Annotated in this window: 19 protein-coding genes; 11 read left to right on the top strand and 8 right to left on the bottom strand. The window is 31.9% G+C overall.

Features of this window, described 5'->3' with window-relative positions:
• Nucleotides 1-10: 10 nt before the first annotated feature.
• The 3 genes from AC1Q5Z_RS06445 to AC1Q5Z_RS06455 form a co-directional block, all read right to left on the bottom strand.
• Nucleotides 11-2,596, bottom strand: coding sequence for a phosphoenolpyruvate carboxylase (locus AC1Q5Z_RS06445; RefSeq protein ID WP_492444080.1), 2,586 nt, complete (start codon nucleotides 2,594-2,596; stop codon nucleotides 11-13).
• Between the two features lie 92 nt (nucleotides 2,597-2,688).
• Nucleotides 2,689-3,168, bottom strand: coding sequence for an Lrp/AsnC family transcriptional regulator (locus AC1Q5Z_RS06450; RefSeq protein WP_008468989.1), 480 nt, complete (start codon nucleotides 3,166-3,168; stop codon nucleotides 2,689-2,691).
• 77 nt (nucleotides 3,169-3,245) lie between these two features.
• Entirely contained in the window at nucleotides 3,246-4,400 is a 1,155-nt protein-coding gene (locus AC1Q5Z_RS06455) for a M14 family metallopeptidase (protein WP_492444081.1), read from the bottom strand.
• A gap of 311 nt (nucleotides 4,401-4,711) precedes the next feature.
• Between AC1Q5Z_RS06455 and AC1Q5Z_RS06460 the strand changes: the two genes are divergently transcribed.
• Nucleotides 4,712-5,164 carry a helix-turn-helix domain-containing protein gene (locus AC1Q5Z_RS06460; protein WP_278021633.1) on the top strand — a complete coding sequence of 151 codons (453 nt, stop codon included), beginning with the start codon at nucleotides 4,712-4,714 and terminating at the stop codon, nucleotides 5,162-5,164.
• A gap of 84 nt (nucleotides 5,165-5,248) precedes the next feature.
• Here AC1Q5Z_RS06460 and AC1Q5Z_RS06465 read toward each other — a convergent pair whose 3' ends face one another.
• A complete protein-coding gene (locus tag AC1Q5Z_RS06465; RefSeq protein WP_343586835.1) occupies nucleotides 5,249-5,800 on the bottom strand; it encodes a 1-acyl-sn-glycerol-3-phosphate acyltransferase in 552 nt (183 codons plus the stop codon).
• A gap of 64 nt (nucleotides 5,801-5,864) precedes the next feature.
• Here AC1Q5Z_RS06465 and AC1Q5Z_RS06470 point away from each other — a divergent pair, with 64 nt between their 5' ends.
• The 6 genes from AC1Q5Z_RS06470 to AC1Q5Z_RS06495 all read left to right on the top strand — a co-directional run bounded on the left by AC1Q5Z_RS06470 (nucleotide 5,865) and on the right by AC1Q5Z_RS06495 (nucleotide 10,598).
• A complete protein-coding gene (locus AC1Q5Z_RS06470) occupies nucleotides 5,865-6,530 on the top strand; it encodes a spermidine synthase (protein WP_343586837.1) in 666 nt (221 codons plus the stop codon).
• A gap of 5 nt (nucleotides 6,531-6,535) precedes the next feature.
• Nucleotides 6,536-7,213: a peptidoglycan DD-metalloendopeptidase family protein gene (locus tag AC1Q5Z_RS06475; RefSeq protein ID WP_198855610.1), complete on the top strand. Its 678-nt coding sequence runs from the start codon at nucleotides 6,536-6,538 to the stop codon at nucleotides 7,211-7,213.
• A gap of 6 nt (nucleotides 7,214-7,219) precedes the next feature.
• Nucleotides 7,220-7,696, top strand: coding sequence for a hypothetical protein (locus AC1Q5Z_RS06480; RefSeq protein WP_286968573.1), 477 nt, complete (start codon nucleotides 7,220-7,222; stop codon nucleotides 7,694-7,696).
• 13 nt (nucleotides 7,697-7,709) lie between these two features.
• Entirely contained in the window at nucleotides 7,710-8,234 is a 525-nt protein-coding gene (locus tag AC1Q5Z_RS06485; RefSeq protein ID WP_343586844.1) for a hypothetical protein, read from the top strand.
• Between the two features lie 47 nt (nucleotides 8,235-8,281).
• Nucleotides 8,282-8,752, top strand: a complete 471-nt coding sequence (locus AC1Q5Z_RS06490) for a nuclear transport factor 2 family protein (protein ID WP_343586846.1) — start codon at nucleotides 8,282-8,284, stop codon at nucleotides 8,750-8,752.
• 103 nt (nucleotides 8,753-8,855) lie between these two features.
• Nucleotides 8,856-10,598 carry an APC family permease gene (locus tag AC1Q5Z_RS06495; protein WP_343586848.1) on the top strand — a complete coding sequence of 581 codons (1,743 nt, stop codon included), beginning with the start codon at nucleotides 8,856-8,858 and terminating at the stop codon, nucleotides 10,596-10,598.
• Nucleotides 10,599-10,950: 352 nt separating this feature from the next.
• On the opposite strand, the gene AC1Q5Z_RS06500 is transcribed toward AC1Q5Z_RS06495, so the two are convergent.
• A complete protein-coding gene (locus AC1Q5Z_RS06500) occupies nucleotides 10,951-12,438 on the bottom strand; it encodes an aminotransferase class V-fold PLP-dependent enzyme (RefSeq protein WP_492444082.1) in 1,488 nt (495 codons plus the stop codon).
• Between the two features lie 184 nt (nucleotides 12,439-12,622).
• On the opposite strand from AC1Q5Z_RS06500, the gene msrA reads away from it, so the two are divergent.
• From msrA to AC1Q5Z_RS06515, 3 genes are all read left to right on the top strand, one after another.
• Entirely contained in the window at nucleotides 12,623-13,156 is a 534-nt protein-coding gene (gene msrA, locus AC1Q5Z_RS06505) for a peptide-methionine (S)-S-oxide reductase MsrA (RefSeq protein ID WP_492444083.1), read from the top strand.
• Nucleotides 13,157-13,334: 178 nt separating this feature from the next.
• Entirely contained in the window at nucleotides 13,335-14,903 is a 1,569-nt protein-coding gene (locus AC1Q5Z_RS06510; protein ID WP_492444084.1) for a protein adenylyltransferase SelO, read from the top strand.
• Between the two features lie 303 nt (nucleotides 14,904-15,206).
• The gene (locus AC1Q5Z_RS06515; protein ID WP_492444085.1) at nucleotides 15,207-16,133 is read left to right on the top strand and encodes an OmpA family protein; all 927 of its coding nucleotides are present in this window, start codon (nucleotides 15,207-15,209) and stop codon (nucleotides 16,131-16,133) included.
• Between the two features lie 53 nt (nucleotides 16,134-16,186).
• Here AC1Q5Z_RS06515 and AC1Q5Z_RS06520 read toward each other — a convergent pair whose 3' ends face one another.
• Nucleotides 16,187-17,161, bottom strand: a complete 975-nt coding sequence (locus tag AC1Q5Z_RS06520) for a YpdA family putative bacillithiol disulfide reductase (protein ID WP_492444086.1) — start codon at nucleotides 17,159-17,161, stop codon at nucleotides 16,187-16,189.
• A gap of 1 nt (nucleotide 17,162) precedes the next feature.
• The gene (locus AC1Q5Z_RS06525; RefSeq protein ID WP_492444087.1) at nucleotides 17,163-17,636 is read right to left on the bottom strand and encodes a CYTH domain-containing protein; all 474 of its coding nucleotides are present in this window, start codon (nucleotides 17,634-17,636) and stop codon (nucleotides 17,163-17,165) included.
• Between the two features lie 259 nt (nucleotides 17,637-17,895).
• Here AC1Q5Z_RS06525 and AC1Q5Z_RS06530 point away from each other — a divergent pair, with 259 nt between their 5' ends.
• Nucleotides 17,896-18,420 carry a hypothetical protein gene (locus AC1Q5Z_RS06530; protein ID WP_343586860.1) on the top strand — a complete coding sequence of 175 codons (525 nt, stop codon included), beginning with the start codon at nucleotides 17,896-17,898 and terminating at the stop codon, nucleotides 18,418-18,420.
• A 109-nt stretch (nucleotides 18,421-18,529) separates the two neighbouring features.
• Here the strand turns inward: AC1Q5Z_RS06530 and AC1Q5Z_RS06535 are convergent, their stop codons facing one another.
• Nucleotides 18,530-19,561 (bottom strand): o-succinylbenzoate synthase, encoded by a 1,032-nt coding sequence (locus AC1Q5Z_RS06535; RefSeq protein ID WP_492444088.1) that lies wholly within the window; start codon nucleotides 19,559-19,561, stop codon nucleotides 18,530-18,532.
• Nucleotides 19,562-19,611 lie beyond the last annotated feature (50 nt).

Genomic DNA, 19,611 nt, shown 5'->3' on the forward strand with positions numbered 1-19,611 from the left:
TTTTTATATTTTAAGCTGAATTTCTACTTGCGTTAGTATTTCCAAATAAAGATCTTGTTACGATTTTCTCATAAACTTTAATTAATTCTTCATCAGGAGTTTGCTCTTTATTTAACTCATTGATTCTCAATAAAGCATATTGTTGAATTGTCAATAAAGGTAAAACTATACGTTCTCTGATTTGAATTGAAGCAATACCATCAGGATAATTTTCCATCAAAGTTTTGTGATCTGCAATTTTTAATAAAAGACGTTTTGTTTCTGAGAACTCGTCATAAATGATCTGCCAGAATTCACCAAATTCAGGATCATTTTTCATATAAGCTGTCAATGGCAAGAAAGATTTTGCTAACGACATCATACTATTTTCAAGCAATGTTTTGAAAAATAATGAATTATGATACAAATCACTTACTTTATCCCATTGCCCAGATTCTTCAAAATGTTTTAAAGCTGAACCTACTCCAAAAAATCCTGGAACGTTTTGTTTTAACTGACTCCATGAACCCACAAACGGAATTGCTCTTAAATCAGCAAAATCTAATGATTCAGATTTGCTTCTTTTTGAAGGACGGCTTCCAATATTAGTTTTTGAGTAATATTTTAACGTACTCATTTTTTCTAAGTACGGAATAAACTTTGGATGATTCTTAAAACTTAAATATTTTTCATAACCTAAATTAGCCAAATCAGTAAGAACTTGAGTCTCATCTGCAGTTAATTCATTTTTCTCTTTACTGAAAACTTGATTTGTAACACCAGCACTCAACAAGTTTTCAATATTATAACGGCAAGAATCTAATGTTCCAAAATTAGAGCTAATGGTCTGACCTTGAACTGTAATCTGAATTTCATTATTTTCGATTTTTGGTCCTAGAGACGCATAGAATTTATGTGTTTTTCCACCGCCACGAGCCGGAGGCCCACCACGTCCATCAAAGAAAATAGCTTTAATTCCGTATTCTCTAGAGATTTTTGTCAATGAAATTTTAGCTTGATAAATACTCCAGTTAGCCATTAAATAACCACCATCTTTAGTTCCGTCAGAGAATCCAAGCATGATTGTTTGTTTGTTTCCTCTAGATTTCAAATGTTTAGCATATTCTGGATTAGTATACAACTGTTCCATTATAGAATGCGCATTTTGTAAATCGTCTACAGATTCAAAAAGCGGAATAATATCTACTGTTGGTTTTTCCCAATTATTCAAACGAATCATAGCAAAAGTTTCCATGACATTCAAGGCACTTTCGTTATTACTAATAATATAACGATTTGCTCCTTCTTCGCCATTATTTTGCTGAATGGTTTTAATAGCTTGAACAGATTCCAAAGTATATCTTGTAATTTCACTTTCAAAATCAGCTGGATTTAAATTCCCTTTAACTTTCGATAAAACATCAATTTTTTGATCTTCTGTTAATTCGAAATAATTTTTAGGAAAAATATCTGAACCAGAATTCAGATAGTAATTTACTACATCTTTGAAAACTGCATTATGAATTTTGCTGTTTTGACGAATATCTAAAGTTGCAAAATGAAAACCAAATAAATTGATTTTTACTAAAAGCGCTTCTAATTCATCCAAATATAATGACTGATGTTTCTCAATAATTATAGTTCGGATTTTCTCTAATTGCGTAGATAATTCTTCTAAAGTGATAAAAATATCCCCTTTAGAGTAGAATACAGAACGGTAAAGTTTATGTTCAAGTTCTGATACTAAAGTATCTACTCCTGAGAAAGTTAGCTTACGTTTTAGATTTCTCATTTCTACATAATAACACTTCAAAATTGAAGTTCGCAAACGATCTGCAACTTTAAGTGTAATGTCTGTAGTAACAAAAGGATTTCCATCGCGGTCACCTCCTGGCCAGAAACCAAGTTTGATTAACTGATTTTGAATCGGATTTCCTTCTGCAATATTTTTTTGCAGATAATGTACAATTTCTCCTGCTGTAGCATAAAATACATTTTCTAGGTACCAAATTAAACTTACCGCTTCATCGTAAGGATTTGGTTTTTCTTTCTGAATAAAAGGAGTTTTTCCTAATTGAGCCAGCAATTGTTTAATCTCCAAAAGATCATTTTTACGAATTGCTTCTGTCAAGTCATTTATAATTCCTAAAACAGGACCAGGATAGAACTGAGTTGGATGCGCTGTTAAAACGGTACGAACGTTGAAGTTTTCTAAGAATTCTATTAATTCGTCATCTTTTTCTTTGGCATCTGATTTTTCTTTAATGTCACGAAGAGACCCACGCCCTTCCATATTATTTACTTCAGGAAAAGCAGCATCTTCAATAGCATCAAATAATACAATTTGGCGCTCTATATATTGAATAAATCGAAACATAAGGTCGATTTTTTCAGCTTCAGAAGCGTTACTTAAGAATTTATTAGAGAAGAAATCTACAATTTCTTTTGGAGTTTCCTGTTTTTTAAAGCCCGTTTCGCAAGTTTCTGTAAATAAAGGGAGTAAAACTCCTGTGTTATCGATAGAATCAAAGGGTAATGTTATAAAAACACTATTATAAATGTGGTATTTTGAGAGAACGTCTTGATTAAAACGCTCAATTTTTGGCAACGTATACATAATCGTGTTATAGTTGGTTGGTTAATTAGTCATAAAAAAACCCCAAGAATAAACTTGAGGTTATATTTTAATATAGCATTCAAGAGAAATTCTTACATATTTTTGAAAATAGTATGCATCAAACGCTTCTTATCGTTAATACTTTCCTCTAATGAAATCATAGTTTCTGTTCTGTAAACACCATCAATATCGTCGATCATGAAGATAACTTCTTTCGCGTGTTTAGTGTCTTTTGCTCTAATTTTGCAAAAGATGTTGAATTTTCCTGTAGTTACAGAAGCTACAGTTACGAATGGAATTTGATTGATTCTCTCCAATACAAATTTAGTTTGAGATGTATTGTTAAGGAAAACCCCAACATAAGCAATAAATGAATAACCTAATTTATCGTAATCCAAGGCTAATGAAGATCCCATGATAATACCGGCATCCTCCATCTTTTTAACTCTAACGTGTACTGTACCAGCAGAAATCAATAGTTTTTTTGCAATGTCAGTAAACGGAACTCTCGTATTGTCTATTAACATATCTAAAATCTGGTGATCTACTTCATCTAAACGAAATTTACTCATAATTGTTTAATTAATATTACTAATTGCTATTACAAAGTATAAAATTATATATAAAAAACAACAAATTCACATAAAAATTAACTTTTTATTAATCCGTTAACAAATTTAACATTTTTATTTAAATAAAAATTTGCTTTTTGACCCATTTTAGGAAGATTTTGGAAATCGTCGGAATATTCTGCGCCTTTTGCATCGTATTCGTAATGTCCAAAATAATTTTCCAACTCGCCTACTTCAACTATGTAAGCATTAAAATGAATCTTATTTTCGATTAATTCTTCTTTGTATTGTGCGACAAAATTCGTAATAATTTCGATACCATCATAATTTATTTTGACATTTTTATACATAAAATCATAAAAAACCACATTATTTTGTGAAATATTCAAATATTCACCAAATCTATTGTCAACTAAATCGTTTTCGAAAATCAGTTTGAAGCTTAAAATTAACGAGAAAAAGATGAATTTCCTAGTAATTTCGCGCTCGTAGTCGCCTGGAAAGTGTCCTGCTTCAAATAAGATAGTTGGAACTCCTAAAAATTGAAAAGTGTCCCCTATACAATTAATATTGAACGAGTCATCAAAACGGCCAACTTGTCCTGGAATGTATTTCTGAAGCTCTTCATTGATTCCAGCAATGATATTTATCGCTTTCAATCTATTATCGTTTACTTCTCTTTCCTCATTATATGATGGAGCTAAAAAAGAAACTGTTGCTGGTTTTCCGGTTGTGCCTGCTCCAAAGATGGTGCGTTGGTCATGAAGATTAAAACAAAAATCAGGTTTGAATTTCTCAAATACTTCACGCAATACTTTGCTTTCTGGCTGTGATAAGTCTTGCGAATCACGATTTAGGTCTATTTCATTAGCATTTGCACGAGTGTAAAGTCTTGCGCCATCTGGATTAAGGATCGGAATACAGTAAAATGTAAAAGTATCTCGCATTTTCTTTGCAAAATCCGTGTCATCATTTAATAAATTAATGAAATCAAATAAAGCTTTGGTCGTCGTACTTTCATTTCCGTGCATTTGCGACCATAAATAAGCACGTGTCTTTCCGGTTCCGATTTGGTAACTATATATAGGTTCGCCTAAAACAGATGTGCCAATAATCTGTACTTGACCATTTGTATTCAACTTATCCAAAAGCGGTTTAATATGGTCTAGAGTAAGATATCTTCCAGATATGGACTTTTCTTTGTATTGTATAAAAAGCTGTTCTAAATTCATTGTGTTTCGATTAGTTTACAAAAGTAAATATCTTTATTTTTACAATTGTAAATTAAAGAAGTGTTTAATAATTTAGATTTGTAAACAGTTTTATAAAGTTTTTATTAGTTAAAGCTTCAACTGGTTTCAATAGAGCTAATTAGTTTGCTTTTTATGACATAATTATATTAATTTCAATAACTTATATGTTATCATATAAATTTTATATTTAACATAAAACTAAAGTACTTTTAAAATTGCAACAGCAAGATTGGAGTATGCTTGTTTTTGTTTACATTTGTAAATACGAAAAATTAAAATCTAAATTTACAATGGTAAACATCGATGATTTTGTTAAAAGACTCGAAACCGTATTGGATTATTACGGTTTAAATGCATCAGCCTTTGCTGATAAAATTGGTGTACAGCGTTCTAGTATGTCTCATCTCTTGTCTGGAAGAAACAAACCTAGTTTAGATTTTGTAATGAAAATTCTGGAGGTTTTCCCTGATGTTGATCTGTATTGGATTTTAATTGGAAGAGGAGTTTTTCCAAAAAGCAATGAGCAAACTGTTCAGGAAGTTCAGCAAACCTCCGCTCCTATTTTACAAAATCAACATCAAAGCACAGATTTGTTTTCTACTATAAAAGTGAATGCAGAAGAAAAAACGGAAACAAAAAAAATACCAAATCCTAAAAATGCAAACTTTGATTTAGAAGATGATGAAATTGAAAAAATAGTTTTATTTTACAAAAATGGCACTTTTAAAGCTTATGCACCATAATGCAAAATTTAGCGCATATTTGACTCTCTGTTCAAAAAAATTTCAAATACGCGATTCTCACGCGTTTGAAAAAAATCTCAAAAATTATAGTTTTATCCCATTTTGCGGAATTTTTCCTAAAACACCAATATAGTGTTTTTTCAAAACTTCAAAATCGGCTTCATAATTTCCAGTCGGATAAAATGGCGCTCCAAGATTTACTTCTTTCTTACCCCAATCAAAAGCTACCGGAACAATTGGCACATTCGCTTTAAGTGCTATAAAATAAAATCCCGTTTTTATTTCTTTTACTTCTTTTCTAGTTCCTTCTGGTGCAACCGCCAAACGAAAGATTTCTTTTCTGTCAAAAATAGCTGCAATAGAATCTACTTTATTTAATCCTCCAGAGCGATCTAAAGGTTCTCCGCCAACATTTCTAAAATAATAACCAAAAGGAAATTTAAATAACTCCTTCTTTCCTACCCAATTCATCTGTAGTCCCGAAATTCCGCGAGTGAAAAGTCCGATATAAAAATCATGATTACTTGTATGTGGCATTACCATTAGTATGCATTTTTTTACTTCGGCATTTTCTATACCTACTATTTTCCAGCCCATTAGCTTAAAAAATATGAATTTGTATAATAGTTTTTTCATTAAAGGTTTAATATTTGGTGCAAAATAAAAGATTTAATGGTAAATTTGAGTAAAAGCATAAAAAATGATTCAAAAATTTTTCAGTTACATAATTCCAATAAAAATATTTAAGAAAAAATCGGCCAGAAGCAAAATGATCGAGGTCACGTGGGCAAATGGAGAATTAGTATTAGACACTGAAAACACAAATTATTCATACGGAAGTTTGCAACGTATATTAAGATACGGACTTAGGAATATTGGTTATCAGAAAATTAAAGAAATGGAGCACATTCTTTTATTGGGAGTTGCTGGCGGAAGTGTCGTTAAAACATTAGTAAATGAGATTGAATACAAGGAAAGAATAACTGGAGTAGAAATCGATCCAGATATGATTCAAATTGCTAATAAGTATTTTAATCTTTACCAAATTAAGGAATTGGAAGTTGTTATTGATGATGCATTTGAATTTGTTCTAAAAACAAAAGATAAGTACGATCTTATTATAATTGACATTTTTGAAGACACTCATATGCCGAATTTCTTGTTTGAAAAGTTTTTTGTAGATAGAATCTGTACGCTTCTAAAAGATGATGGTTTTATTTTATTCAATACAATGATATTAGATGAAGCGCATAATATTAGAAATAGAAAGTATGTTGCAGAAGTAAATCCTAAATTATTTCAAACCAAAATGCTTCCCCGAATAGAAGTCCACAATGAATTAATAATAATTAATAAAGTAGCTTAAATTTCATGAAACCCCTAGCCTCAATCTTAAATTCTCTACCACCTACTAAAATTATTGATGCCTCAATTAATATCTCAGAATATACGCCGTTAAATTTATCGGTTTCAAATGAAGAATTAATAAGTCAGAAATTAGATACCTCAGAAGATTTTGAAAAATACATTTCAAATTTTCTTAAAGAAAATAGCGCTAAAGTTGCATTTGGCGGTTATATAGAAGGAAGATTTCTATATCAAAGAAGCCCCATTTTTTTGGATGCTTCTAGACCAGAACGTAATATTCATATTGGTCTAGATCTTTGGGCAGAAGAAGGAACAGTTGTGCTTGCTGCACTTGATGGAACAGTTCATAGTTTTAAAAATAATATTGGATTGGGAGACTATGGGCCTACTATTATATTGGAGCATGAAGTTGAAAATGAAAAATTTTATACTTTATACGGACATTTATCGTTAGAAAGTATAGAAAATTTAAATATCGGTGACCAATTTAAGAAAGGTGAAAAGATTGCGACTTTAGGAAGCGCTTTAGTAAATGGGGATTATGCTCCACATGTCCACTTTCAGATTATCCATAAAATTGGTGATTACTGGGGAGATTATCCTGGTGTATGCAATACAAAAGACCTAAACTTTTATATCGAAAATTGTCCCGATCCTAACTTATTATTAAAAATTACTTAAATAGTTATGAAGAAAGCAGGATTGATTATATGTTTGTTATTATTAATTGGATGTAAATCGAAAACAGTAAGTAGAGATACGGAAGATTTAAAAATTAAAAAAGTTTCTGGAGAAGAAGTAAGTGCAAATCAGCAGCGAAAAGCCTATGATTTAGGAAAGAGAGTTTTAGAAACTTGTAACACTTCAAAATTTAAACCTTTTAATGAAACTGAAGTAACTAAATCGGTTATGGAAAACACTACAGAAGAGCGTTTAACTAAAACCTGCCAAAGATTTAGACAATACTACGGAAGTTTCATAGACTTAAAATTAGACGGAGTTTACAAAACCAAACATGAAGTCATTTACCGCTATCATGCATTGTACACCAAAAAAGTGGCCAATAAAGAATTGCGCATTTTTGTAAATGAAGACAATCTTATTTCTGCCATAAAATCAATGGATTGGGATGAGAAATTTGATGCCAAATTAGCTGATCAATAAATACTATATATATATGAATTTTAAACTTCCACTACTCCTGTTGTTATTTGTTTCAACTTTTGCTTCAGCACAGCAAACCATAAGCATTAAAGGTTCGGCTCCTTATCCTGCAACGCAGGAATACCCTTTTATCTGCGATAAATATGCTTACTCTGGCGAAATCAATGTTCAAATAGCTAAAACAGATAAAGGAGGTGTTTTAAAACTAACCATCTCTACAGCAAGTGACAAAGCAAAAATAGCTGGTGGTGTTTATGTCGATCTGACAAATGCTGATGTTATTGCATGTACAGACAAAAATGTAAAAGAATCTGCAGACGGAACAACAACTGCTTATTACTATTTTACACCTGCAGAATGGTTAAAACTTAAAAAGACAGATATTTATGCTGTACGATTTATAATTGTTGGCGGGCCAGATATTTCTGGAAATCTAACCGGCCATTTTACAGCTTATAATAAAATGAAGTATTTCTCAACTGCATTTGATAAATCTAAAAAAACATTTGATACAGCTAAAGAAATTAGTGTTTTATAATGATTTTTTAATCTAATAAATCTTATATTTAACATAAATATTTTTTTATGAATCCAAATGAAGCCTTAATAACAAAATTCTATACCGCTTTCGCAAATGCAGATGCTAAAACAATGAGCGAATGCTATCATCCAAAAGTTCATTTTATTGATCCAGCTTTTGGTTTATTAAAAGAAGAACAGGTTTCTAAAATGTGGGAAATGCTGCTTTTAAAAAGTAAAGGCAAGCTAAAAATCGAATTTTCAAACGTAAAGGCAGACGATTCAACTGGTTCGGCAAATTGGACTGCTACATATAACTTTAGCAAAACAAATAGAGAAGTTATTAATAAAATCTCGGCCGAATTTATCTTTCAAGACGGATTGATTATCAAACACACTGATAACTTTGACGTTTGGAAATGGTCAAAACAAGCCTTTGGCTTAACCGGTTATTTAGTGGGATGGACAGGATTTTTTCAGAAAAAAGTTCAGGCACAAGCGCTATCGGCGCTTAGACAGTTCCAAAAAAACAAATAAAACAACACAAAGTATTTTTCGCATTTCATACATTATCTGCCTACGTTCGATTATAATTATTTTGTTACTTAAATTTTATTAAAAGTGTTAATTATCAATACTGATGAAAGAAATCGTACACAAAAAATTAAATCAATTACAGGCAACTGCAATTTGTGGAAACGATATTAGCTCTTCTTGCCTATATGTTTCAGCTTTGACCATCTTATATGCAGGACAATATGCTTGGATTTCTCTTTTAATTGTTGCTGCAGTATTGTTTCTTTTCAGAAAAATTTATGCAGAAGTTGTTGGTGCAATTCCTTTAAACGGAGGAGCTTACAATGTTTTATTAAACACTTCAACAAAACGTTTAGCTTCCTTGGCTGCAACGTTAACGGTTTTATCTTATATGGCAACTGCTGTAATTTCAGCTTCTGAAGGAATGCATTACCTACACGGAATCTTTGAGAATCTTAATGTAACTATAGCAACGGTTGTAGTTTTAGTGCTTTTTACAGGATTAGCTATTTTAGGAATCGGAGAATCTGCATTTGTAGCTGTTATTATTTTTATGACACATATTGGAACCTTGGCTTTGCTTGTTTTGGCATCAATCTGGTTTGTTTTGACTCATGGCTTAGATACTTTTCATATTAATTGGCAAACTCCAATTACGTCTGGAAGTATTGAAACAGCTCTTTTTCTAGGTTTTTCTGCAGCTATGTTAGGGATTTCTGGTTTTGAAAGTTCAGCCAACTTTGTAGAAGAACAGGAACAAGGCGTTTTTCCAAAAACACTTCGTAACATGTGGGGAATAGTGAGTTTCTTCAATCCAGTAATTGCTATTTTGTTAATAAGTGTAATTCCACTTACAGAAGTAGGCGAAAACAAGGAATCGCTTCTGGCACATTTAGGAGAAACCACTGGTGGTTCATGGCTTGCTTGGCTCATTTCTATAGATGCTGTAATGGTACTTTGCGGAGCCGTTTTGACTTCATTTGTGGGAGTTTCTGGGCTTTTAAATCGAATGACATTAGACCGTATTTTACCTAATTATTTTTTAAAACAAAATAAAAGAGGCTCTCACTATAGAATTGTTCTGAGTTTTTTAATTCTTTGTATTTCAGTACTTTTTGCAACAAACGGACATTTAGAATCTTTAGCTGGAGTTTATACCTTTTCTTTCCTAGCTGTAATGGCACTTTTCGGAATTGGAAATTTACTCTTAAAATACAAACGCAGAAAGCTTCCTAGACCAGAACGTGCTCGTGGCATTTCAGTTGTTATTGCTGTAGCTTCGGTGATTTCGGCATTCTTCGGAAACATGCTCCTTAATATCAATTCATTTTACACTTTTTTGCAATACATGGTTCCAGCCTTAATCTTTATCGGAATTATGCTTAATCGTGTTACCTTAATCCGTTTATTAATAGAAGCTTTAGAATATTTCTATCAGCCGCTACGTAAAATGGTGATTCTCAGCAATCGTTATTTGGAGAAACTTAGCTCTGAAATCAATTCGCAAGAATTTGTTTTCTTTACAAAAGGAGACGATATAACAATCTTAAATAAAGTTTTGCAATACGTTGAAGACAACGAAACAACTAAGAAATTAAAAATTGTTCATGTTAAAAAAGACACTGTAGACAACGAAGTGCTAAAGAAAGACTTAGAAGTTTTAGATCGTGCTTATGGAGGGTTAGACATTGAATACATAGAAATTGACGGTGTATTTGGTCCAGAAATCATTGATGAACTTTCTGAGAAATGGAAAATCCCCAAAAACTTTATGTTCATCGGCTCGCCTGGAAATAAATTCTCCTATCGTGTTGCCGATTTAGGTGGTGTTCGATTGATTATGTAATTTTTTAAAAGCAGAAAAATTCGTTTTCTCAAGACGTCCAGTCCCGCTATTCGTTTCAATCTTTTGTGGTGAACCCCACCACAAAAGGATTTCCACTTCTATCGGGGCTAAATTAGAAGTTTAGTTTTCATAAGAAATAACAAACTCAACAGTTCTGAAATTTTTAGCAAAAAAAGTAAGTTTTTCTCCTATGCGACCTCAATAAACACAAAGATTATCACGCAAAATCTATAAAAATCTTTGCGTTAAAAGAACTAGCCACAGATTAGAAAGATTCAGACAGATTTTTATAAATCCTTTAATCTTTTTAATCTGTGGCTAAAAAAAATATAAGCCTTTTAAGTATTAGGGCTTAAGATTTAAACCAGCTTTCCACTAATTCATCTTCAAAAGAAGTTGCATCTTTATGAATAAACTCATTACGCTCTTTATCATAAGAATAATCCAAAGCCCAAGCTTTATGATTTGCAGCTAACTCTTTTATACTTCTACAAACAAAAGCAATTTCTTCATCAGTAGTTGTCGGGTGAATCGACATTCTAATCCATCCCGGTTTTTTGATTAAATCGCCAATCGTAATTTCATTAACCAATTTATTAGATGTTTCTTGATCAACATGCAATAAATAGTGACCGTAAGTTCCTGCGCAGCTACACCCTCCTCTAGTCTGAATTCCAAAACGATCATTTAAAATCTTAACTCCTAAGTTGAAGTGAAGATCATCAATAAAAAATGAAATTACACCAAGACGTTCTTTATGCTGACCTGCTAAAATTTTAATATTTTCAACTGGTTCTAATTGAGAGAAAACATAATCCACAATTTCGTGCTCACGCTCCATTATGTTTTCAATTCCCATTTCTTCTTTTAGCTCAATTGCCAAAGCAGTTTTGATAACTTGAAGAAAACCAGGAGTTCCTCCATCTTCGCGATCTTCAATATTATCAATATATTTATGTTCTCCCCACGGATTTGTCCAACTTACCGTTCCTCCTCCCGGGCAATCAGGAATCATATTGTTGTATAATTTCTTATTGAAAATTAAAACACCAGATGTTCCTGGACCTCCTAAGAATTTATGCGGAGACATAAAAACAGCATCTAAATAAGATTCTGGGTCTGCTGGATGCATATCTATTTCTACATAAGGTCCAGAACAAGCAAAATCAACAAAACAAACACCATTATATTGATGCATTAATTTTGCTGTTTCGTGAAAAGGCGTTCTTAAACCCGTAACATTCGAACATGCTGTAATAGAAGCAATTTTTATCGTTCTATCTTTATATTTTTCAAGTAAAGCTTCAAGGTTCTCTAAATTAAAAAGTCCTTTTTCACAAGACGGAATAATTTCAACATCTGCAATAGTTTCTAACCAAGAAGTCTGATTAGAATGATGCTCCATATGCGAAATAAAAACAATTGGCTTTTTCTCGGCAGGGACATTTGTAAAGCTTTTCAAGTTTTCTGGAATTTTCAATCCTAAAATACGCTGAAATTTATTGATAACTCCCGTCATTCCAGTTCCGTCTGTAATCAAAACATCATCATGATTCGCATTAGCGTGACGCTTAATAATATGTCTTGCATGATGATACGCTTTTGTCATAGCAGTACCAGATACAGTCGTTTCTGTATGCGTGTTGGCTACAAAAGGTCCAAATGCATTTAGCAGTTTTTCTTCAATTGGACGATATAATCTTCCGCTGGCAGTCCAATCTGTGTAAATTATTGATTTTCTGCCATAAGGCGAAGTAAATTCTTGATTTATACCGACAATATTTTGTCTAAATTCCTGAAAGTAAGTTTCCAGGGTCATGGTACTATTTTTGCTATCCATTAGTTGTGCCTTGTGTTTGATTGCAAATATATATAGTTTTTTATAAAATTGCGAATTTATCAATAGTAAACTTCAAACACTATATTACCGTTTGGTATTTTTAGTTAAAACAACTTTTTTTTAATAAATTATCATAATATCCTATCGAATTAATAGGCATTAAACTTTAAAGAAAGTATTATTTATGGGAAATTTATCTATAGCTACCTTTGGTGGCGGATGTTTTTGGTGTATAGAAGCTGTAATTCAGCGTTTAAAAGGTGTAGAATCAATGAAATCGGGTTATTCAGACGGATTTATAAAGAATCCTGCTTATCGTGAAGTATGTACAGGAAGAACCGGACACGCCGAAGTAATACAAGTGACTTTTAATCCTGACATAATTTCATATCATGACTTAATTTTTGTATTCATGACAAGTCATGATCCAACAACTTTAAACCGTCAAGGCGGAGACAGTGGAACGCAATATCGTTCTATCATTCTATATCATAATGATGAACAGAAAGAGATTGCAGAAAAAGTATTTGAAGAAGTACAACCTGCATATGGCGATCCAATTGTAACGCAATTAAAACCTTTTGAAGTTTTTTATGAAGCTGAAGATTATCATCAAAATTATTATAATGAAAATCAAGAAGCTGGATACTGTCAAGTTGTAATTGATCCAAAAATTCAAAAACTTAAAAAAATGTACGCTGATATGTTAATCGGCTAAATTTAAGTTTGCCACAGATTATATCGATTGAAAAAAATTTATTTATTCTCTATTTGCCACGAATTACACGAATTCTCACGAATGTTATTCTAACTAAACCTAAAATTAGTGGAAATTTGTGTAATTCGTGGCAAACAAAAAAATCTGTGTAATCTGTGGCATATAGAAAGAAAACAAAATGAAAAATCTTAGAATAAATAATCGATTTACTGCCGAACTACCAGCAGATCCAGATTTGACAAACGAAGTTCGTCAGGTTAAAAACACACTGTTTTCGTATGTAAATCCAGTAAAGCCTTCAAATCCAAAATTGATTCATGCATCTGAAGAAGTTGTAGAATTAGTTGGGATTTCTAAAGATGAAATTCACTCAGAAGAATTTCTAAATATATTTTCTGGAAAAGAAATTCTTCCAGAATCAAAACCTTATGCAATGTGTTACGCTGGTCATCAATTTGGAAACTGGGCAGGACAATTGGGCGACGGTCGCGCAATCAATTTAACTGAAGTTGAAAACAATAATCAGTTTTATACATTGCAACTAAAAGGTGCTGGAAAAACTCCGTATTCAAGAACTGCAGATGGTTTGGCAGTTTTACGCTCTTCTATAAGAGAGTATTTATGTGCCGAAGCAATGTATCATTTGGGTGTTCCAACTACTCGATCGCTTTCGCTTGTTCTTTCTGGAGATCAGGTGTTAAGAGATGTTTTATATAACGGAAATCCTGCATATGAAAAAGGTGCAATCGTTTGTCGTGTTGCCCCTTCATTTATTCGTTTTGGAAGTTTCGAAATGTTAACAGCTAGAAATGAGCTAAAAAACTTGAAACACTTTGTTGAATACACAATTCAACACTATTTTCCTGAAATAAAAGGAGAACCAAAAGAACAATATTTACAATTCTTTCAGAAAGTTGCCGATACAACTCGCGAAATGATTCTGCATTGGCAACGTGTCGGATTTGTTCATGGAGTAATGAATACTGATAATATGTCAGTTCATGGAATTACGATTGATTATGGTCCCTACGGATGGTTGGAAAACTATGATCCAGATTGGACTCCAAATACAACAGACAGACAAAATAGAAGATATCGTTTCGGAAATCAGCCGCAAGTTGCACAATGGAATTTGTTTCAATTAGCCAATGCGCTTTATCCGCTAATTAATGAAGCCGCTCCTTTAGAAAAAATTTTGGATTCATTTATAATTGAATTTGAGTCTGAATATAAAGAAATGTTCTTAAGTAAATTAGGTCTATTTACTTCAAGTGAAGCTGATGATAAAATAATTAAAGGTTTAGAAGAAATTTTACAATTGTCAGAAACTGACATGACCATCTTTTTTAGAAATCTTAGTAAGATTAAAAAAGATGATTCTGTAGAACAAGCCTTCGAAAAAGTAGAATATGCATTTTATATTCCAGAAGAGATAAAAGGAAATGTACTCGATGCTTGGCAAAAATGGTTTGCAGTTTATTTAAAGAGATTAAACTCTGAATTGCTTTCTGATGAAGAAAGAATTTTAAAAATGAATCAGGTTAATCCAAAATATGTTCTGAGAAATTACATGGCACAATTAGCAATTGATGCTGCAGATAAAGAGGATTATTCTTTGGTTGATGAATTATTTCAGCTTTTGAAAAATCCGTACGATGAACAACCAGAATTTGAAAAATGGTTTGCAAAACGCCCAGATTGGGCTAGAACTAAGGTTGGCTGTTCTATGCTGTCTTGTAGTTCTTAAATTTATTTGCCACAGATTAAAAAGATTTAAATGATTAATCTTAAAAATCCTTTTAATCTGTGGCAAACTTTTTATTTCGTAGCAATATAATCTACAATCATGCTAGCATGGATTCTTGAGTTTTCAATAAACCATTTATGCGTCTGCATTACTCCTAATGCCGCAGTTCTATTTTAAGTTCTGGAAATTATTAGGACTTAAAATAAAATGTATAAAAAGCGTATTTTAACATAAAAATAGCTATATGTAGCAATTCAATAATTCATTGCTTTATAAATTAGTAGTCATCTTAAACTCATATTTATGGCAAGAAAAATATTCTATATTTTAGGCATATTGCTCACAATTGTTTTAGGCAGTTTATTGTATTCAAAGTTTTGTCACAATTGTAATTTAAAAAAACAATTAAATAATACCACCATAGTGCCAGATCCAAATTTCTTTACTATTAAAGAATCGAATTTTGAATTTCATACCAACACTAATTTTAATTTTTACATAAATAAAGGTGATTTAATTTTTCCAATAGATGACTCTATAAATATCGGCATTGAAAAACTTAAAAAATTCTTTATTTCAAATCCAAATAAGAAACTTGTCATAACTGGATTCCTCACTGCTAACGAAGTTAACACGCCAGAATTTGAAAATCTTGGTTTAGCAAGAGCTCAGGAGGTTAAAGAATATTTTATTTCCAAAGGCTTATCAACTTTACAATTAGAAGCCAAAGGGGAAATAAGCAATGATTGGCGAACTTTTTCCTATAATGTTTATGGGCCGGTGAGATTTAATTTCGAACAACGTGAAAAAGATCCTTCACTAAATAATGATTTGATTTTAATAAAACGGAAGATCAAGAATGAACCTTTAACCCAGTATTTTGAGACAAACAAATCAAGTCTGGTTGTCACGAAAACATTTGAAGATGTCGGAACAGTTATTTCTACCAGAACCGATAAAGAAAAATTTAAAGATATTAAACTTTACATGGCGAATGTAAAAGATGCATCCGTTTTAATTGTAGGGCACGCTGATAATGTCGGCAATAAAGAATCTAATATAATTCTGGCGCAAAAACGTGCTGAGTTCTCTAAAAACTATTTAATTAAAAATGGTATTGAAGCTTCGCGAATTGTAACAGAATCGAAAGGTTCTAATGAACCAATTGGTAATAATGCATCCGTTTATGAAAGAGTTTTAAACAGAAGAACTGTAATAACTATAAAATAATAGCTAAATGATCAATATCCCTGTATTTCAATACCCATATTATAAATCAAGAGCTATTTATTTAACGAAACTATATAATTTAAAATTAAACTAGCATGAACTCTCGAGTTTTCAATAAACCATTTATGCGTCTGCATTCCACCGCAAACTACTCCTGCAAGAAATAAACCTTCTACATTAGTTTCCATCGTTTCTGGATTGTAAACAGGAATTTTCAATTCATCATCAGAAAGCTGAATTCCCATTTTTTCTAGAAAAGTCAAATCTGGTTTGTAACCTGTTAAAGCTAAAACGAAATCATTTTCAATTGTAACTTTTCCGTTTAGAGTCTCAATTTCTACTTTATCTTCTCGGATTTCAGTAATATTCGATTGAAAAAAAGCTTTAATGCTTCCTTCTTCTATTCTATTTTCAATATCTGGTTTTACCCAATATTTTACACGGCTATTAATTTCGTTTTTACGAATTACCATTGTAACCTCTGCTCCTTTTCTCCAACATTCTAAAGCTGCGTCTACAGAAGAATTATTGGCTCCAACTACCAAAACTTTTCTAAAAGCATATTCGTGTGCTTCTTTATAGTAATGACGAACTTTTGGCAAACTTTCACCTAAAACATTCATTTCAATCGGAATATCATAAAAACCGGTTGCTATTATAACATTCGTAGCTTCGTAATTCTGCTTATCTGTTTTAATTTTGAAAATGGTATTTTCCTTTTGAACATCGAGAACTCTTTCAAACAACTTAATATTGAATTTAAAGTAACGATGAATATTTCTGTAGTATTCTAAAGCTTCCTGCCGTCCAGGTTTTGGTGCAAGACAATTAAACGGAATCTCACCAATTTCTAATCTTTCTGCAGTAGAGAAAAAGGTCATATATAACGGATAATTAAAAATGCTATTAACGATCGCTCCTTTTTCAATGATTAAATAATTTAATTTTTTCTTTTCAGCTTCTATTGCGCAAGCCAGGCCAATTGGTCCTCCTCCCACAATAATAAGGTCGTATTTTGATTCTGCCATTTTATTTTTGCCAATCTTTATATGGATTTTTGCTTAAATAAGCATTATAATATCTTTCATCGTTTGTTACTTCTTCGCCAAGCCATTCAGGTTTTTCAAAAGTTTCGTCTTCAGAGTTCAATTCTATTTCAGCCATTATTAGGCCATCATTTTCGCCATAAAATTCATCAACTTCAAACACATGCTTGCCAGATTTTATTTCGTAACGTGTTTTTTCAATTTTACCCTTTTCGCACAATTTTAGTAACTCTTGAGCTTCGTCTAACGGAATCTCATTTTCCCACTCAAAACGAGACATTCCAGCTGTATTGCTTATTCCTTTTATGGTTATAAAGCCTTTATGTCCTTTTATTCTGACCCTAACTGTGCGCTCAGGTGCAGAACTCAAATAGCCCTGAGCAATATCATTTTGAGCAAAAGCTTGTTTCTTAAAATCATCAGATTTTACTAGAAACTTTCTTTCTATTTCGATCATCTTAAATGCAGATTATTTTTTATGCAAGTTACTCATTTTAATCTAGCCTTTGAGCTTCTAAAAAATGAAAAAAAGTTAATTTATTCTATCAAACTAGAAATAAAAAACTTCAATATAACTGATTGTTAACATGTTGCAATTAGTATTTTGAGTAATTTTGATAGAACCTAACACCTCATTAAACAGCTGGTTATGAGTGGAAATGATTTCTGTCATAACATGAAATCGACTGTAATTTTAATTCTAAAATATAAAAATCATGAATGTACCTTATGTTGTAATACCAATAGCACTAGGTGTAATCTGTGGGATTTTAGGTTACATACTAGGAAAAATTAATTCTAAAAATGATAATTCTCTAGCAACTGCTCTTCAAGCCGATTTAGATGTTTGCAAAGCTCATACGAGAAATTTGAATGCAAGAATCTTAAAACTTGAAGCTGATCTTGCTGTAAAAACTAAAGCAACTGCTCCAGTCGTAATTCCTTTTGAACCAGGATTGGCAGAAAATGCTTTAGGTAAAAAGATAAAAGAAAATGATCTCAAAATAGTAGAAGGAATTGGCCCTAAAATAGAATCTTTATTTGTTGAAGCAGGAATAAAAACTTGGCAAAATCTGTCTCAAACTTCTACCGAAAAGCTACAGTCAATTTTGGATGCTGGTGGAGAAAATTATGCTATGCATAATCCAAGCACTTGGGCAAAACAAGCACTAATGGCTTATCAAGGAAAGTGGAAAGAATTGAAAGATTGGCAAGATAGTTTGCTGGGAGGAAAAGAGTAAAAAGAAGACACTAAGTTTCTAAGGTGTTAAGATTCTAAGGTGCTAAGATTCTAAGTATCAAAAAACAAAAGTTGAGATCTAACAAACTTTAAGATGTCATAAAAAAATCTTAGAAATTTGACCAATTCTTAGAAATATTATACCAAAGTTGGCCTTTTTTTACTTCAAGAGGGCAATCTATATTATTAGTATATAAAGCTCCAGTTCCTAAACCTTGAGGCATATCTGAATTCAAGGTAAATGTCCATTGTGCGATGGCGTTCAATCCTATATTGCTCTCTAATGCAGAAGTAATCCACCAGCCTATATCATACTTTTCTGCCAAAGTGATCCATTCTTGCGTACCACGAAAACCTCCAATAAAACTTGGCTTTAAAATAATATATTGCGGTTTTATTTCTTGCAGCAATTTTTCTTTTTCTTCTAATGAAAATATGCCAATAAGCTCTTCGTCTAAAGCAATCGGAAATGGTGTCTGTTTGCACAACTGAGTCATTTCTGCAACCTGTCCTTTCTTAACTGGCTGTTCTATGCTATGAAGCTGAAATTTATTCAATTGATTTAATTTATCTAAAGCTTCTGTTGAAGAAAAAGCACCATTAGCATCTACTCTAATTTCTATTTCTTCCGGTGAAAAATGACTTCTAATAAATTGCAATAACTCCAATTCTTTATTGAAATCGATTGCTCCAATTTTAAGCTTTATACAGTTAAAACCATCGGCTAATTTATCTTCTATCTGCTGTTTCATAAAAGCAGATTCCCCCATCCAGACTAATCCGTTTATAGCTATTGAACTTAAATTAGTGGTAAAATCTGATGGAAACAAAATATATGGATTTTCGCTTTTAAGAGATAAAAAAGCCATTTCTAATCCAAATTGTATAGAAGGAAATTCTAGCAATGCATTCCATAATGCGTTTTCTCCCAAATGGATATTTTCGCAAGCCCATTTTAATTTTTCTTCATAATCTGGACGATCGTCAGCACTTAATCCACGTAATATTCCACATTCACCGATTCCTTTTTTGCCATTTTCTTCCAGTATTATAAACCAAGTTTCTTTTTCGGTCATAATTCCTCTAGAAGTTCCAGATGGACGCTTAAATTCTAGTAAATACTTATTATAGGATGCTTTCATTTTTTAAGATGCTAAGATTCTAAGTTACTGAGATGTTAAGTTTAAAAAAC

The organism is Flavobacterium sp. GW823-FHT06G12 (genome assembly GCF_058794775.1).